Raw genomic sequence first — 14,419 nt, 5'->3', positions numbered from 1 at the left:
TGCCAGGGTTGCCAAGCGTTCCGAAGCGCTTAGCGCTGGCGTTGTTGCGCTTGCATGTACTGGCGCAGCAACTGATTGATCCGGGTCTGGTAGCCGCTACCCTGCTCCTTGAACCAGGCGAGGACATCTGAGTCCAGTCGAATGGTCACCGTCTGCTTGGCGGGAACGCGCAGCTCGGCCTGGCGGAAAAAGTCCTGGTCCAGTTCAGGGATATCTGATGTGTCGATATCCTTGTCGTCCTGTCGGGCCAGGCGGCTCCAGTCAGTTCTCGATGATTTGGTCATAGTACCTGGCCTCCCGTTTGGTGGCTTTTCTTGCAGAAATGATGCGTATCACCTCACCCCGCCTCTCCGTGTACACGACGACACCTATCAGCGCCTTTAGCCATCCTAGGCTGACCCAACGTTCTTCAGCACATTCCACATCCTCATCACGCCGGATCAGCATGGGATGGTTGAACATGTCAGGAACGTCGGCAAAGTCGATGCCGTGCTTGCGGATATTGCTCTGGTTTTTCCCTTCGTCCCATTCAAAGAACATGGGACGACCTGTATTTACAGCTGTACATACAATACCCCCTCTTTTCCTTCGAGACTAGAGCGATGTAGCGTGCTGCTCAACGGCGCTGGAGAGATACGGGAGCGTTTCAGAAACGGACTACCACCACCAAAGAATCTTCCATCGGTCGCAAGCCCTGAACTTCCCTGCCCCCACAGCCCTCCACCGGGCATCACCACCGCCGGAGGTTGAAAGGATGAAACCGCTACTGCCCATAGCCTGTGCCACTGCCCTGCTCTGCGCCCTGCCCGCTTGGGCCTGCACACCTGAAGAAGCAACACAAAAACGTGAGGAGTTGGCCGGGCTGGTCACTCAGTTGACCGAGCAGAACCCGCAAAAGGCCAAGGAGATCAATGATGAGCTCCAGGGGATGGATCTGGGGACGGCGAGCAAGGACTTGCCCGACAAGTGTCAGCTGATCGACCAGCGGATCAAGGAGTTGAAGCAGGCAGAGAAAAAGGCGGAGTGATCGTTCGTCGCCTGCGCACGCCCTTCGCAGATGCGAGTTTGCGTCGCTTCTGCAAAGGGCCGGCGTGAGTCTTATTCAGCAGCAGGCTTGCGCTTCTTCAGCGGTGCCAGGCCGTCAGCACTGGCCAGGGGCGCGTTGGCCTTCGGCTTGGCAGTAGGCTTGCGCTTGGCGGCAGCTTTCTTATCGCCAGTTTTCTTCTCGACCTTTTTCTTCTTGCTGCCGGCCGCCTTGCCCGAGGCCTTGACTTTCTTCGGCCCGTTGTAGGTGCCCTTCACTTCCTTGATGACCCGGCGTTCGAACTGCTGCTTGAGGTAGCGCTCGATGCTCGACATCAGGTTCCAGTCGTTGTGGGTGATCAGCGAGATCGCCAGGCCTTCACCACCGGCACGGCCGGTACGGCCCACACGGTGGACGTACTCGTCACCGCTGCGTGGCATATCGAAGTTGATCACCAGGTCCAGGCCGTCGATATCCAGGCCACGGGCTGCCACGTCGGTCGCCACCAGCACTTTGGAGCTGCCCTGTTTGAAGCGCTCGATGGCCAGCTTGCGGTCCTTCTGGTCCTTTTCGCCATGCAGCACGAAAGCCTTCACATCCTTGGCCACCAGGTGACCGTAGATACGGTCGGCCATGGCGCGGGTGTTGGTGAAGATAATTGCCTTGTCGAAGGTTTCGTTGGCCAGCAACCACTGCGCGATCTGCTCTTTATGCTGGTCGTGGTCGGCGGTGATGATCTGCTGGCGGGTGCCTTCGGCCAGTTGCGAGACACTGTTGAGCATCAGGTGCTCAGGGTCTTTCAGCACTTTGCCGATGATGTCGCGCAGGGCTGCGCCACCCGTGGTGGCCGAGAACAGCAAGGTCTGCTCGCGGTTCTCGCACTCCTTGCACAGGCGCTCCATGTCTTCGGCAAAGCCCATGTCGAGCATGCGGTCGGCTTCGTCCAGAATCAGGACCTGCACGTGGGACAGGTCGAGGTTGCCGGCATTGAGTTGCTCGAGCAGGCGACCCGGGGTGCCGATCAGCACGTCGGGCACCTTGCGCAGCATGGCGGCCTGTTCCTTGAAGTCTTCGCCGCCAGTCACCAGGCCCGACTTGATGTAGGTGAACTGCGAGAACAGCTGCACCTGCTTGAGGGTTTGCTGGGCCAGTTCACGGGTCGGCAGCAGGATCAACGCGCGAATCTCGACACGCGGGCCGCTGAGGTCGACCAGACGGTTGAGCAGCGGCAGTACGAAGGCCGCCGTCTTGCCGCTGCCGGTCTGCGCAGTCACACGCAGATCACGCCCTTGCAGGGCCAGGGGGATGGCCGCGGCCTGCACCGGGGTTGGCTCGACAAATTTAAGCTCGGCCACGGCTTTAAGCAGGCGTTCATGCAGGGCGAATTGGGAGAACACGGAGGTAACCTCAGACAAGTGCGGGAAATTCAGTTGCATAGGGTAACGTTTTCTGCCGCCTTAGCCGAATTTCTTTTGGCAACTTTGTCGCTATCCGCGCTCTAATACAGCTTCGTTTCGCAACAAGACTGTACGCAAGCCCATGGATATCCAACAAATCTGGCGTGATTCCCTCGACCTGTGGGGCACCCTCGATCAACATCCAATGCTGCACGCCGCCATCGGTCTGGCGGCACTGCTGCTCATTTCCCTGATAGTCGGCCGCCTGGCGCGCTTCCTGGTACTGCAAGGCGGGCGCCTGTTGGCCCGTCAGCATGCGCTGAAGTGGCTGGACGACCTGCGCCACAACAAGGTGTTCCATCGCCTGGCACAAACGACCCCGTCACTGGTGCTGCAATTCGGCCTTAAGCTGGTACCCGAGCTGTCCGACACCGCCCAGCACTTCCTCGGCAATGTCGCCCTGGCCTTTACCCTGCTGTTCATGACCATGGCGCTGTCATGCCTGCTGGATGCCCTGCTCGACATCTATGCCCGCACCGAACACGCCCGCACCCGCTCGATCAAGGGTTACGTGCAGCTGGCCAAGCTGATGTTGTGGATCTTCGCCTCGATCGTCATCGTCGCCACCCTGATCGACCGCTCGCCGCTGTTACTGCTGTCCGGCCTGGGTGCAATGTCGGCAGTGCTGCTGTTGGTGTACAAGGACACCCTGCTGTCATTCGTCGCCAGCGTGCAGTTGACCAGCAACGACATGCTGCATGTGGGTGACTGGATCGAAATGCCGCAGGTAGGCGCCGATGGCGACGTGGTGGACATCACCTTGCACACGGTGAAAGTGCAGAACTTCGACAAGACCCTCGTTTCCATCCCCACCTGGCGCCTGATGAGCGAGTCATTCCGCAATTACCGCGGCATGCAGCAATCCGGTGGCCGACGCATCAAGCGCAGCCTGTTCATCGACGCCGGCGACGTACGCTTTCTCTCCCGCGAAGAAGAGCAGCGCCTGAGCCAGGTGCGGCTGCTGGGTGACTACCTGACCGCCAAGCGCCAGGAACTGCAGAGCTGGAACGAGGCGCTGGGGCCGGTGGCGGAGCTGTCAGCCAACCGCCGCAAGCTGACCAATATCGGTACCTTCCGTGCCTTTGCCCTGGCTTACCTGCAGAACCACCCCAACGTACACAAGAACATGACCTGCATGGTGCGGCAGATGCAGACCACGGCCGAAGGCGTGCCGCTGGAGATTTACTGCTTCACTACCACCACGGCGTGGGAAGAGTACGAGCGGATTCAAGGCGATATCTTCGACTACCTGCTGGCGGTGTTGCCGGAGTTTGGCCTGAGCCTGTATCAGCAGCCGAGTGGCAATGACATGCGGGTGGGGTTGGCCGGGCGTACGGCGGCGGAGCCGATGCTGCGTCGCATTGAAGATATGAGCGAGGCCTGAGATTGCCGGGGCTGCCTTGCAGCCCCCGGATCAAAGGGCGCGTCAGGCCTTGCCGGCCAGCGGCGCCTGTGCGCGCCCACCCAGGCGGCTCAGCCACACCGACGCCAGGATGATCCCCCCGCCGATGAATAGCCGCCCCAGCGGCTCGTGCTGGTTCCAGATCAACAGGTTCAGCAGCAGCCCTACCGGCACATGCAGGTTGTTCATGACCGCCAGCGTACCGCCAGAAACCAGGCATGCACCTTTGTTCCACCAGTACAGCCCCAGCGCCGTCGGGCACAGCCCCAGGAACAACAGCACCAGCCATTGCACATCCGTGCTCGGCAAGTGCTGAGTGTTGCCGAACAGCAAGAAGGCCGGCAGCACCACCAGCAACGCGCCGAGGTAAAAGTACCCGAAGCGGGCGTAGTGTGGCAGGTCACTGGGGTGGCGAGCGACCAGGTGGCGGTACAGCACCTGGCCAGCAGCATAGGTGAAGTTGGCCAGTTGCAGCAGCAGGAAGCCGATGAAGAACTCGCCGCTGATGCTGTCGAAGCGGATCACGGCGGCACCGGCCACGGCGACCAGCGCGGCCACTAGCGCCCAAGCGTTGAAGCGCCGGTTCAGGGCATCTTCGATCAAGGTCACGTGCAGCGGCGTGAGGATGGTGAACAGCAGCACCTCCGGTACGGTAAGCACCCGGAAGCTGAGGTACAGGCAGACATAGGTGATGCCGTACTGCAGCGCGCCAATCAGCAGCATGGAACGCATGAAGCGTGGCTCGACCTGGCGCCAGCGGGTCAGCGGCAGGAACACCAGGCCGGCCAGCAGCACCCTGGCGAGCACTGCGAAATAGCTGTCAACGTGCCCGGCCAGGTACTCGCCGATCAGGCTGAAGGAAAACGCCTGGATCAGCGCGACGATTATCAGGTAGCCCATGGTTGTCTCTCGTGAATCAAGGCCGCGACCTTAGCGGGTTGCGACGAATGAGTTCAACCATGAGGAATGTAGGGGCTGTAGCGGCCTCTTCGCGGGCACGCCCGCTCCCACAGGGACCTGCTATATCTTCCGGCGAATGGAGGCCATGTAGGTGCGGGTTTACCCGCGAAGAGGCCAGCACTGATGCCCTAAAAATCCCAGGCATAAAAAAGCCCGGCCATACAGGCCGGGCAGGTACACCCAAAGGAGCAAAAACAGGTGTCAGGGTTGGGAATTCGTGAAACCTCAGGCCACCGCCGCCAGCTTGGCCTTGGCCTGGCTGACGCCCTTCTCGTGGAACTCGCCGCTCATGTTCAAGCCTTCGGCATGGATGAAGTCGACATCGTGGATGCCGATGAACGCCATCACCTGGCGCAGGTACGGTTCCTGGTGGTCACTGCTGGCGCCAGCATGGATGCCGCCACGGGCAGTCAGGACGATGGCGCGCTTGCCGGTCAGCAGGCCTTGCGGGCCTGTCGGGGTGTACTTGAAGGTGATACCCGCACGCAGCACGTGGTCCAGCCAGGCTTTCAGGGTGCTGGGGATGGTGAAGTTGTACATGGGCGCCGCCATCACCAGCACGTCGGCAGCCAGCAATTCATCCGTCAGTTCGTTGGAACGGGCCAGGGCCTCCAGTTCGGCGGCGGTGCGCTGTTCTTCAGGCTTCATCCAGCCACCCAGCAGATTGGCGTCCAGGTGCGGCACCGGGTTTACGGCCAGGTCACGCACGCTGATCTGATCGGCTGGGTGAGCGGCCTGCCATTGCTGGATGAAATCTTTGGTCAGCTGACGGGAAACGGAATCCTGCTGGCGGGCGCTGCTTTCGATGATCAGTACGCGGGACATGGGGTGCCTCCATCGGCAAAAAAGGGTGCGATTCGATGGAGGTGAGATTAAGGCTTGACCTATCGATAAAAAAGCGTAAAAAGTGGGTCCAATCTATCGATTAATCAGTTTATTCCGCACTGCAGTTCAAGGCGATGCGCAGTTTGATGATTTGCCGATTGAATTTGGCGGTGACATCGACGCTTTTACCCGCCGGTACGTTCACCCGGCGCACCCGCGGTGCCTCCGGGCCATTGCGAAAGGTCACCTTGCACGCCGCCGGGACCTGCCCATAGTTGTTGAGGGTGATGGCGCCAATGTCATAGGCCGTGTCATAGGCGGTGTAGTCGAGCTTGACCCCGGTCAGCTCCTTCTCCACATCGATGGGATAAGCCATGGCCCCGAGGGGCAGGCACATCAGTATTGCCGCACAATATTTCTTCATGGGCCGCTCTCCTTGAAAGAGCGCAGCTTAGGACAACAGGAGCGAAAGATGAAAGCGCCGCGCGTAACCCTTGACCAGTGGCGAACCCTGCAAGCAGTGGTCGATCACGGCGGGTTTGCCCAGGCCGCCGAGGCCTTGCACCGCTCGCAGTCATCGGTCAGCTACACCGTGGCCCGCATGCAGGAGCAACTGGGCGTGCCGCTGCTGCGCATCGATGGGCGCAAGGCGGTGCTGACCGAGGCCGGCAATGTGCTGCTGCGCCGCTCGCGCCACCTGGTCAAACAGGCCAGCCAGCTCGAAGACCTGGCCCACCACATGGAACAAGGCTGGGAAGCCGAGGTGCGCCTGGTGGTCGATGCCGCCTACCCCAGTGCCCGCTTGGTGCGCGCGCTGGCTGCGTTCATGCCGCAAAGCCGCGGCTGCCGGGTGCGCCTGCGTGAAGAGGTGCTGTCTGGCGTGGAGGAAGTGATGCACGAAGGCATCGCCGATCTGGCCATCAGCAGCTACAGCATCGGCGGCTACCTGGGTGCCGAATTGAGCGCCGTGGAGTTCATCGCCGTCGCCCACCCCGAGCACAGCCTGCACCGCCTGGGACGTGAACTGACCTTCCAGGACCTGGAAAGCCAGCTGCAGGTGGTGATCCGCGATTCCGGCCGCGCCCAACCGCGTGACGTGGGCTGGTTGGGCGCCGAGCAGCGCTGGACCGTCGGCAGCCTGGGCACCGCCGCCACCTTTGTCAGCAGCGGCCTGGGCTTTGCGTGGCTGCCCCGTCACATGATCGAGCGCGAGCTGCGCGAAGGCGTACTAAAGCCATTGCCGCTGGATCAGGGTGGCAGCCGCCACCCACTGTTCTACCTTTATTCGAGCAAAGAGAAGACCCTGGGACCGGCCACGCAGATTCTCATCGACCTGCTGCGCAATTTCGACACCGCGCCACTGGACGTGCCCTTCGCAGCCCCCCCGCAAGCCTGAGAGGACCGCGCCCATGGCCTATTTCGAACACGAAGGATGCACGCTGCATTACGAGGAATATGGCCAGGGCGAACCCCTGGTGTTGCTGCACGGCCTGGGCTCCAGCTGCCAGGACTGGGAGTTGCAGGTGCCGGTGCTCAGCCGCCACTATCGGGTGATCCTCATGGACATCCGCGGCCACGGTCGCTCCGACAAGCCCTCTGACGGTTACCAGATCGCCACCTTCAGTGCCGACCTGCTGGCCCTGCTCGAGCACTTGCACACAGGGCCGGTGCACTTCGTCGGCCTGTCCATGGGCGGCATGGTCGGCTTCCAGTTTGCCGTCGACCACCCGCAATGGTTGCGCAGCCTGTGCATCGTCAACAGCGCCCCCGAGGTCAAGCGCCGCACCCGCAGTGACTGGGCGTGGTGGCTCAAGCGCTGGAGCCTGGCGCGCATCCTCAGTGTCGAAACCGTCGGCAAGGGGCTGGCCGAGCGGCTGTTCCCCAAGCCACAACAAGCAGACCTGCGGCACAAGATGGCCCAGCGCTGGGCGCGCAACGACAAACGCGCCTACCTCAAGAGCTTCGACGCTATCGTCGACTGGGGCGTGCAGGAACGCATCGGGCAGATCCACTGCCCTACTCTGGTGATCGCCGCCGACCACGATTACACGCCGATACAACTCAAAGAGCGCTACGTCGCCCTAATACCCAACGCCAGGCTGGTCGTCGTCGACGATTCCCGGCACGCTACACCCCTCGATCAACCCGAGGTCTTCAACCAGACCCTGCTGCAGTTCCTCGCAGCCGTTTCCACCTCTCAAGGATCTTTGAGCCCATGCTGAAAAAACTCCTGCTCACCGCCTGCTCGGTCGCCTTCGCCACCAGTGTCATGGCTTCCGACAAGACCCCGCACGTCATGCTGGACACCAGCTTCGGCCAGGTCGAAATCGAGCTGAACGCCGAGAAGGCACCGATCAGTACCAAGAACTTCCTGGAGTACGTCGACAGCGGCTTCTACAACAACACCATCTTCCACCGCGTGATCCCGGGGTTCATGGTCCAGGGCGGCGGTTTCACTGACCAGATGGTGCAGAAGAACACCAACGACCCAATCAAGAACGAGGCCAGCAACGGCCTGCAGAACACCCGCGGCACCCTGTCGATGGCGCGCACGTCCAACCCGAACTCAGCCACCAGCCAGTTCTTCATCAACGTCGCCGACAACGACTTCCTCAACCCGGGCCGCGACGCCGGTTATGCGGTGTTCGGCAAAGTGACCAAGGGCATGGAAGTGGTCGACCAGATCGTCAACTCGCCCACCACCATCAAAAAAGGCATGCGCGACGTACCGGCCGATCCGGTCTATATCAAGTCCGCCAAACGTATCGACTGACTGCAGGCTTCACAAGGATGTGAAACCGCCTGAGGGTCGGACGAACAGGAGTGTTGTCGACCATGCTGTACCGTCGTTTCGAAAGACTGATCGATATTTTCCGCGCGGCACCGAGCGAAGCCCCCCCGAGCACGGTGTGGCCGTTCTATCTGTACTACCTGCGCCAGGTATGGCCTGCTTTTCTCGCGCTGCTGGTGGTTGGCCTGTTCGCCTCGCTGATCGAGGTGGCGATGTTCAGCTACCTCAGCCGCATCATCGACCTGGCCCAGGGTACGCCCAATGCCAACTTCTTCAGCGAGCACAGCGGCGAGCTGATCTGGATGCTGGTGGTGATCCTGCTGCTGCGGCCAGTGTTCTTCGGCCTGCATGACCTGCTGGTGCACCAGACCATCAACCCTGGCATGACCAGCCTGATCCGCTGGCAGAACCATACCTACGTGCTCAAGCAGAGCCTGAACTTCTTCCAGAGCGACTTTGCCGGGCGCATTGCCCAACGCATCATGCAGACCGGCAACTCGCTGCGCGACTCCGCCGTGCAGGCCGTGGACGCGTTATGGCATGTGCTGATCTACGCCATTACGTCGCTGGTGTTGTTTGCCGAGGCCGACTGGCGCCTGATGCTGCCGCTGCTGATGTGGATCATCGGCTACATCGCCGCGCTCTGCTACTTCGTGCCGAGGGTGAAGGAACGCTCGGTGATTTCTTCCGACGCCCGCTCCAAGCTCATGGGGCGTATCGTCGATGGCTACACCAACATCGCCACCCTCAAGCTGTTCGCCCACACCGACTACGAACAGCAATACGCTCGCGAAGCAATCCGCGAACAAACCGAAAAAACCCAGCTGGCCTCACGGGTGGTCACCAGCATGGACGTGGTCATCACCACCCTCAACGGCCTGCTGGTGGCCACCACCACGGGCCTGGCGCTGTGGCTGTGGAGCCAGTCGCTGATCACCGTCGGCGCCATCGCCCTGGCCACTGGCCTGGTGATCCGCATCGTCAACATGTCAGGCTGGATCATGTGGGTGGTCAACGGCATTTTCGAGAACATCGGCATGGTGCAGGACGGCCTGCAGACCATCGCCCAGCCGGTCACCGTCACCGACAGGCCCAATGCGCCGGCACTGAAGGTCAGCCGCGGCGCGGTGCGTTTCGATGACGTCGACTTCCATTACGGCAAGGCTGCCAATGTCATCGAAGGGCTCAACCTGGACATCCGCCCTGGTGAGAAAATTGGCTTGATCGGCCCATCAGGGGCAGGCAAGTCGACCCTGGTCAACCTGCTGTTACGCCTGTACGACGTGCAGGGTGGGCGCATCCTGATCGACGGCCAGGACATTGCCGAGGTCAGCCAGGCCAGCTTGCGTGCGCAGATCGGCATGATCACCCAGGACACCTCGCTGTTGCACCGTTCGATCCGCGACAACTTGCTGTATGGTCGCCCAGATGCCAGCGAGGCGGAATTGATCGAAGCCGTGCGCCGTGCCCGCGCCGACGAGTTCATCCCGCAACTGTCGGATGCCCAGGGGCGTACCGGCTTCGATGCCCATGTGGGGGAACGCGGGGTCAAGTTGTCGGGCGGTCAGCGTCAGCGTATCGCCATTGCCCGGGTCCTGTTGAAGAATGCGCCGATCCTGATCATGGACGAGGCCACTTCAGCGCTGGACTCGGAGGTGGAGGCTGCCATCCAGGAAAGCCTGGAGACGCTGATGCAGGGCAAGACGGTGATTGCCATCGCCCACCGGCTTTCCACCATTGCCCGTATGGACCGGTTGGTAGTGCTGGACAAGGGACGAATTGCCGAAAGTGGCAGCCACAGTGAGTTGCTGGAACAGCAAGGGCTGTATGCCCGGTTGTGGCACCACCAGACCGGGGGCTTTGTCGGGGTCGATTGACGCTTGCACCAGCCTCTTCGCGGGCTCGCCCGCTCCCACAGGATCACCACAGGCCTCAGAACTGTGCAATACCTGTGGGAGCGGGCAAGCCCGCGAAAAGGCCAGCACAGGCAACACAAAACGCTCAGTCCCGGCGGTAGGGCAACATCCCCCGCGCCTCCTCGGCATACCCCCTGACCCCTTCCCGTTCCTGCAGCAGAAAGTCCTCCACCGCCCGCCGCAACCCCGGATGCAGCAGGTAATGCCACGACCGCGTCAACACCGGCTCGAAACCGCGAATCAACTTGTGCTCCCCCTGCGCCCCGGCATCGAAACGCTGGTAACCCTCGGCAATGGCAAAGTCCATGCCCTGATAGAAACACGTCTCGAAATGCAGCCGGTCGAACTCATCCAGGCAGCCCCAGTAGCGGCCAAACAGGCTGTCACCGCCCACCAGGCTCAAGGCCATGGCCACATCTCGCCCACCCTGGCGGGCCATCACCACGCGCACAGCCTCGGGCATGCGTTCGGCCAGCAGGCTGAAAAACTCGCGGGTCAGGTAAGGCGCCCGACGGCGTACCGCATAGGTGTTGGCGTAACACAGGAAGACGAAGTCCCACTGTGCTTCATCCAGTTCGTCGCCCCGATACCAGCGAAAGTCAATGCCTTGCCCCGCCACCTGCTCGCGTTCCTTGCGCATCTGCTTGCGCTTGCGCGAGCTAAGACTGTCGAGAAAGTCCTGAAAGTCGCGGTAACCGTGATTGCGCCAATGAAACTGGCACCCCAACCGCTCCATCCACCCCGGCAAGCCAGCCATCTGCGCATCCAGCTGCGGGTCGGTGAAGTTGATGTGCGCCCCTGACAACCCACCCTTACCCAGGTATTCCGGTAGCGCCTGTAGCACCAGCAAGCCGTCGGCTGGGTCGGCAGCCAGCAAACGCGGGCCACTGACCGGGCTGAACGGCACGGCGCCGAGCAGCTTGGGGTAGTAGGCGATACCGGCCCGCTCACAAGCGTCGGCCCAACCATGATCGAACACATACTCGCCAAACGAGTGCCATTTGCGGTAAGCGGGCAACAGCGCCCGCACCTGCCCGTCACGCTCCAGCACCAGGTGCTCGGGAGCCCAGCCAGTGCTACGCGCCACGCTGCCGCTGTCCTCCATTGCACTGAGAAAAGCATGGCGCAGGAAGGGTTGACCGGCTGGCACATGGGCATCCCAGGTGGCTGTCGGGAGATCACGCAGATGGGCAAGGCTGTACAGGCTGGTCACGTTTTCGGCTCGCTGTCTGAAGACCGTCAGTATCCCCAAGGAAGGCCCGTCGCTCAAATGACGAAAGCCGGGTTGATCCCTTCATTCTCAATTACTTAACAAGAGTGCCACTAATCAGACATTAATCTGTCATTGACCCCCGCAATACTTGCGCCTGTTTTCCGGATCCACAGAACCTGTCTACTCAGGCCCTTTCCGAAGACATGCCAACGCAGGGGCAGGCGCTTGAGCCTCCCCCATTTTTTTCAGTAGGGAGAACCTTATGCGTCTTGTTTCCACACTTACCGGAGTAAGCCTCACCGGCATGATGCTGGCCCTGAGTGCCCCGGCCAGTGCTGCTGTCGACGCCAAGCTGCTCGAAATGCTCCGCGCCAATGGCTCGATCAACCAGGCGCAGTACAACGAACTGCAGGGCGACCTGGCAAAAGAAACCAAGGAAAAGGCCGACCAGAAAGCTCAGTCCGAACGTATGAGCTCCTTCGAACAAAAAGTGGCATGGGCCGCCAAGACCCAGATCAAGGGTGACGTGCGTCTGCGTTACGAAGACGTCAACGTCGACGACCCGAACAGCAGCAGCGGCAACCAGGACCGCCAGCGCGTGCGTGCCCGTGTCGGCTTCTACAGCGAGATCAACCCGCAGGTCGACGCCGGGGTTCGTATCGCCACTGGCAGCAGCGCTGACCGACGTTCGACCAACCAGAGCTTCGACAACTACTTCGACAAGAAGTCGCTGTGGGTCGACCTGGCCTACCTTGACTGGCACCCGACTGCAGTCCCTAACCTGCACCTGATTGGCGGCAAGATGCAACAGCCTTGGGTGAGCATGGGCGACATCATCTGGGATGGCGACATCAACCCGGAAGGTGTGGCTGCGACTTACAAGGCTGACCTGGGCGGGGCCGAGGTCTTTGCCAGCGCCGGTCAGTACACCCTGAAGGACAACGTCGATGGTGACGGCGTCCAGTACAAGCACGATGCGCAGGTTTACCACGGCCAGTTGGGCGCCAAGTTTGCGCCGGCCGACGTGCTCAAGCTCACCGTGGGTGCCAGCATCTATGGTTACGACAACGACAAGGAAGCAACCATCCTGCAGTCGTTCGGCAACACCACCAACGAGTTCAATCTGGTGGAAGGCTTTGGCCAGATCGATTTCACCGGCTTGGCCATTCCGTTGTCGGCCTATGGCCAGTACGTGAAGAACACCGAGAGCACCGATGGCGAAGATCAGGCCTGGCTGGCTGGCCTGAAAACCAAAATGGGTGCCTGGAGCCTGGACTACAACTACCGCGATGTGCAGCGTAACGCGGTGGTCAGCCTGTTCACCGATTCGGACTTCGGCAACGGCTACACCGGTTCGCGCGGTCATAAGTTCAAGGTCGGTTACGAAATCGACAAGAACTTCTCCCTGGGTGCTGCCTACCTGATGGCCAAGACCGACCTGTCGCAGCTGCCGAACAGCAATGCTGACGTAGACACCCTGCAGGTTGATCTGGAAGCCAAGTTCTAAACAACACCCTGCTCTGCTTCACCTGAAGCGGGAAATGCCGACCCCATCCGGCGTTTCCCGCTTCTTTTTGCCTGTGTGAAATGCGCCGGCACCTTCGCGGGCTTCCCCGCTCCCACAGGATCACAACAAACCTTGAGCACTGTGCCGTACCTGTGGGAGCGGGCGAGCCCGCGAAGAGGCCGTAACAAGCGCCTGATGAATCAGCGCTTGCGCAGAATCACGCTACCAATCGAATACCCCGCACCAAACGAGCTCAACACGCCCAACGAGCCCTTGGCCAGGTCATCCTGGTACAGGTGGAAGGCAATCACCGACCCCGCCGAGCTGGTATTGGCGTAACGGTCCAGAATCACCGGTGCATCTTCCTCGGCCACTTCACGCCCCAACAGCTTCTTGACGATCAGGTGGTTCATGCTGAGGTTGGCCTGGTGCAACCAGAATCGCTTCACGTCGCTCGGCTGCAGCCCGTTCTCCTCCAGGTGCTCACCGATCAGCTCGGCCACCTTCGGGCATACCTCGCGGAACACCTTGCGGCCTTCCTGGATGAACAGCTTGTCCGCAGCGCCTTCGCCCTCTTCCGCTGCACGGTTAAGGAAGCCGAAGTTGTTGCGGATGTTGTTGGAGAACTCAGTCCAAAGCTTGCTGCTGACGACATCGAACTGGTGCGCCGAAGTGGCCTGGTCGGCACGCTCCAGCAACACGGCGGTGGCAGCATCGCCAAATATGAAATGGCTGTCACGGTCACGGAAGTTGAGGTGACCGGTGCACACTTCGGGGTTGACCATCAGCACTGCCCGCGCCTGGCCCAGCGCTACGCTGTTGGCGGCGGTCTGGATGCCGAAGGTGGCCGACGAGCAGGCCACGTTCATGTCGAAGGCAAAGCCCTGGACACCCAGTGCCTGTTGCACTTCGATGGCGATGGCCGGGTACGGGCGCTGCAAGTTGGAGCAGGCGACGATCACCCCGTCGACATCGGCCGCCGTTCGGCCTGCGCGCTCCAGGGCCTGGCGGGCAGCGGCCACGGCCATTTCACACAGCACCGACGGTTCATCGTTGCTGCGCTCAGGCAAGCGCGGCTTCATGCGCTGCGGGTCGAGGATACCGGCCTTGTCCATGACAAAGCGGCTTTTGATGCCCGAGGCCTTTTCGATAAACGCCGCGTCGGAGAGCGGCGCCGCCTCGACTTCACCGCGCTCGATGGCGGCAGCGTTGTCCTGGTTGAACTGCTGCGACCAGGCGTTGAAGGAAGCCACCAGCTCTTCGTTGGAAATGCTCTGGGCCGGGGTGTACAGGCCGGTGCCGCTGATCACGACGTTATGCACGG

At 61.3% G+C, this 14,419-nt stretch carries 15 protein-coding genes; 7 read left to right on the top strand and 8 right to left on the bottom strand.

All coding sequences use genetic code 11. The features are described 5' to 3' along the window. Window positions 1-29: 29 nt before the first annotated feature. Window positions 30-284: a BrnA antitoxin family protein gene (locus ACE4QZ_RS09065; protein WP_004576871.1), complete on the bottom strand. Its 255-nt coding sequence runs from the start codon at window positions 282-284 to the stop codon at window positions 30-32. Continuing rightward, window positions 262-540, bottom strand: a complete 279-nt coding sequence (locus ACE4QZ_RS09060) for a BrnT family toxin (protein ID WP_010955211.1) — start codon at window positions 538-540, stop codon at window positions 262-264. The genes ACE4QZ_RS09065 and ACE4QZ_RS09060 overlap by 23 nt, the downstream gene beginning before the upstream one ends. Window positions 541-754: 214 nt before the next feature. Between ACE4QZ_RS09060 and ACE4QZ_RS09055 the strand changes: the two genes are divergently transcribed. Then, complete coding sequence (locus ACE4QZ_RS09055; protein WP_012051554.1) at window positions 755-1,027, top strand: hypothetical protein; 273 nt, start codon at window positions 755-757, stop codon at window positions 1,025-1,027. Between the two features lie 71 nt (window positions 1,028-1,098). Here the strand turns inward: ACE4QZ_RS09055 and ACE4QZ_RS09050 are convergent, their stop codons facing one another. Then, window positions 1,099-2,460: a DEAD/DEAH box helicase gene (locus ACE4QZ_RS09050; protein WP_012051553.1), complete on the bottom strand. Its 1,362-nt coding sequence runs from the start codon at window positions 2,458-2,460 to the stop codon at window positions 1,099-1,101. Window positions 2,461-2,563: 103 nt separating this feature from the next. Here ACE4QZ_RS09050 and ACE4QZ_RS09045 point away from each other — a divergent pair, with 103 nt between their 5' ends. Further along, a complete protein-coding gene (locus ACE4QZ_RS09045; RefSeq protein ID WP_103462170.1) occupies window positions 2,564-3,865 on the top strand; it encodes a mechanosensitive ion channel family protein in 1,302 nt (433 codons plus the stop codon). A 42-nt stretch (window positions 3,866-3,907) separates the two neighbouring features. Here the strand turns inward: ACE4QZ_RS09045 and ACE4QZ_RS09040 are convergent, their stop codons facing one another. From ACE4QZ_RS09040 to ACE4QZ_RS09030, 3 genes are all read right to left on the bottom strand, one after another. Beyond that, the gene (locus tag ACE4QZ_RS09040; protein ID WP_003254607.1) at window positions 3,908-4,783 is read right to left on the bottom strand and encodes a carboxylate/amino acid/amine transporter; all 876 of its coding nucleotides are present in this window, start codon (window positions 4,781-4,783) and stop codon (window positions 3,908-3,910) included. A 285-nt stretch (window positions 4,784-5,068) separates the two neighbouring features. Continuing rightward, entirely contained in the window at window positions 5,069-5,668 is a 600-nt protein-coding gene (locus tag ACE4QZ_RS09035; RefSeq protein WP_021783415.1) for an FMN-dependent NADH-azoreductase, read from the bottom strand. Between the two features lie 109 nt (window positions 5,669-5,777). Further along, window positions 5,778-6,092, bottom strand: coding sequence for a hypothetical protein (locus tag ACE4QZ_RS09030; RefSeq protein WP_028697750.1), 315 nt, complete (start codon window positions 6,090-6,092; stop codon window positions 5,778-5,780). A 48-nt stretch (window positions 6,093-6,140) separates the two neighbouring features. Between ACE4QZ_RS09030 and ACE4QZ_RS09025 the strand changes: the two genes are divergently transcribed. The 4 genes from ACE4QZ_RS09025 to ACE4QZ_RS09010 all read left to right on the top strand — a co-directional run bounded on the left by ACE4QZ_RS09025 (window position 6,141) and on the right by ACE4QZ_RS09010 (window position 10,336). After that, complete coding sequence (locus ACE4QZ_RS09025) at window positions 6,141-7,064, top strand: LysR family transcriptional regulator (protein WP_003254610.1); 924 nt, start codon at window positions 6,141-6,143, stop codon at window positions 7,062-7,064. A gap of 13 nt (window positions 7,065-7,077) precedes the next feature. Further along, entirely contained in the window at window positions 7,078-7,890 is an 813-nt protein-coding gene (locus ACE4QZ_RS09020; RefSeq protein ID WP_103462169.1) for an alpha/beta fold hydrolase, read from the top strand. Next, complete coding sequence (locus ACE4QZ_RS09015) at window positions 7,884-8,441, top strand: peptidylprolyl isomerase (protein WP_021783413.1); 558 nt, start codon at window positions 7,884-7,886, stop codon at window positions 8,439-8,441. Before ACE4QZ_RS09020 ends, ACE4QZ_RS09015 begins: the two co-directional genes overlap by 7 nt. 62 nt (window positions 8,442-8,503) lie before the next feature. After that, on the top strand, window positions 8,504-10,336 hold the full coding sequence (locus ACE4QZ_RS09010; RefSeq protein WP_021783412.1) for an ABC transporter ATP-binding protein: 1,833 nt from the start codon (window positions 8,504-8,506) through the stop codon (window positions 10,334-10,336). Between the two features lie 124 nt (window positions 10,337-10,460). Here ACE4QZ_RS09010 and ACE4QZ_RS09005 read toward each other — a convergent pair whose 3' ends face one another. Then, window positions 10,461-11,588, bottom strand: a complete 1,128-nt coding sequence (locus ACE4QZ_RS09005) for a GNAT family N-acetyltransferase (RefSeq protein ID WP_021783411.1) — start codon at window positions 11,586-11,588, stop codon at window positions 10,461-10,463. A 262-nt stretch (window positions 11,589-11,850) separates the two neighbouring features. Between ACE4QZ_RS09005 and ACE4QZ_RS09000 the strand changes: the two genes are divergently transcribed. After that, window positions 11,851-13,095 (top strand): putative porin, encoded by a 1,245-nt coding sequence (locus ACE4QZ_RS09000; RefSeq protein ID WP_103462168.1) that lies wholly within the window; start codon window positions 11,851-11,853, stop codon window positions 13,093-13,095. A gap of 200 nt (window positions 13,096-13,295) precedes the next feature. Here the strand turns inward: ACE4QZ_RS09000 and ACE4QZ_RS08995 are convergent, their stop codons facing one another. After that, window positions 13,296-14,417, bottom strand: a complete 1,122-nt coding sequence (locus ACE4QZ_RS08995; protein ID WP_021783409.1) for a beta-ketoacyl-ACP synthase III — start codon at window positions 14,415-14,417, stop codon at window positions 13,296-13,298. Between the last annotated feature and the right edge of the window lie 2 nt (window positions 14,418-14,419).

The sequence above is a fragment of the Pseudomonas sp. DCA-1 genome (genome assembly GCF_046523955.1).
GTDB classification, from domain to species: Bacteria; Pseudomonadota; Gammaproteobacteria; order Pseudomonadales; family Pseudomonadaceae; genus Aquipseudomonas; species Aquipseudomonas putida_Y.
This window is presented reverse-complemented; position numbering and strand designations above follow the sequence as displayed.

What these genes read in the sequence shown, in the direction of transcription:
- ACE4QZ_RS09065 (WP_004576871.1), bottom strand. Translation starts at nt 284, where the DNA reads ATGACCAAATCATCGAGAACTGACTGGAGCCGCCTGGCCCGACAGGAC.
- ACE4QZ_RS09060 (WP_010955211.1), bottom strand. Translation starts at nt 540, where the DNA reads ATGTTCTTTGAATGGGACGAAGGGAAAAACCAGAGCAATATCCGCAAG.
- ACE4QZ_RS09055 (WP_012051554.1), top strand. Translation starts at nt 755, where the DNA reads ATGAAACCGCTACTGCCCATAGCCTGTGCCACTGCCCTGCTCTGCGCC.
- ACE4QZ_RS09050 (WP_012051553.1), bottom strand. Translation starts at nt 2,460, where the DNA reads ATGCAACTGAATTTCCCGCACTTGTCTGAGGTTACCTCCGTGTTCTCC.
- ACE4QZ_RS09045 (WP_103462170.1), top strand. Translation starts at nt 2,564, where the DNA reads ATGGATATCCAACAAATCTGGCGTGATTCCCTCGACCTGTGGGGCACC.
- ACE4QZ_RS09040 (WP_003254607.1), bottom strand. Translation starts at nt 4,783, where the DNA reads ATGGGCTACCTGATAATCGTCGCGCTGATCCAGGCGTTTTCCTTCAGC.
- ACE4QZ_RS09035 (WP_021783415.1), bottom strand. Translation starts at nt 5,668, where the DNA reads ATGTCCCGCGTACTGATCATCGAAAGCAGCGCCCGCCAGCAGGATTCC.
- ACE4QZ_RS09030 (WP_028697750.1), bottom strand. Translation starts at nt 6,092, where the DNA reads ATGAAGAAATATTGTGCGGCAATACTGATGTGCCTGCCCCTCGGGGCC.
- ACE4QZ_RS09025 (WP_003254610.1), top strand. Translation starts at nt 6,141, where the DNA reads ATGAAAGCGCCGCGCGTAACCCTTGACCAGTGGCGAACCCTGCAAGCA.
- ACE4QZ_RS09020 (WP_103462169.1), top strand. Translation starts at nt 7,078, where the DNA reads ATGGCCTATTTCGAACACGAAGGATGCACGCTGCATTACGAGGAATAT.
- ACE4QZ_RS09015 (WP_021783413.1), top strand. Translation starts at nt 7,884, where the DNA reads ATGCTGAAAAAACTCCTGCTCACCGCCTGCTCGGTCGCCTTCGCCACC.
- ACE4QZ_RS09010 (WP_021783412.1), top strand. Translation starts at nt 8,504, where the DNA reads ATGCTGTACCGTCGTTTCGAAAGACTGATCGATATTTTCCGCGCGGCA.
- ACE4QZ_RS09000 (WP_103462168.1), top strand. Translation starts at nt 11,851, where the DNA reads ATGCGTCTTGTTTCCACACTTACCGGAGTAAGCCTCACCGGCATGATG.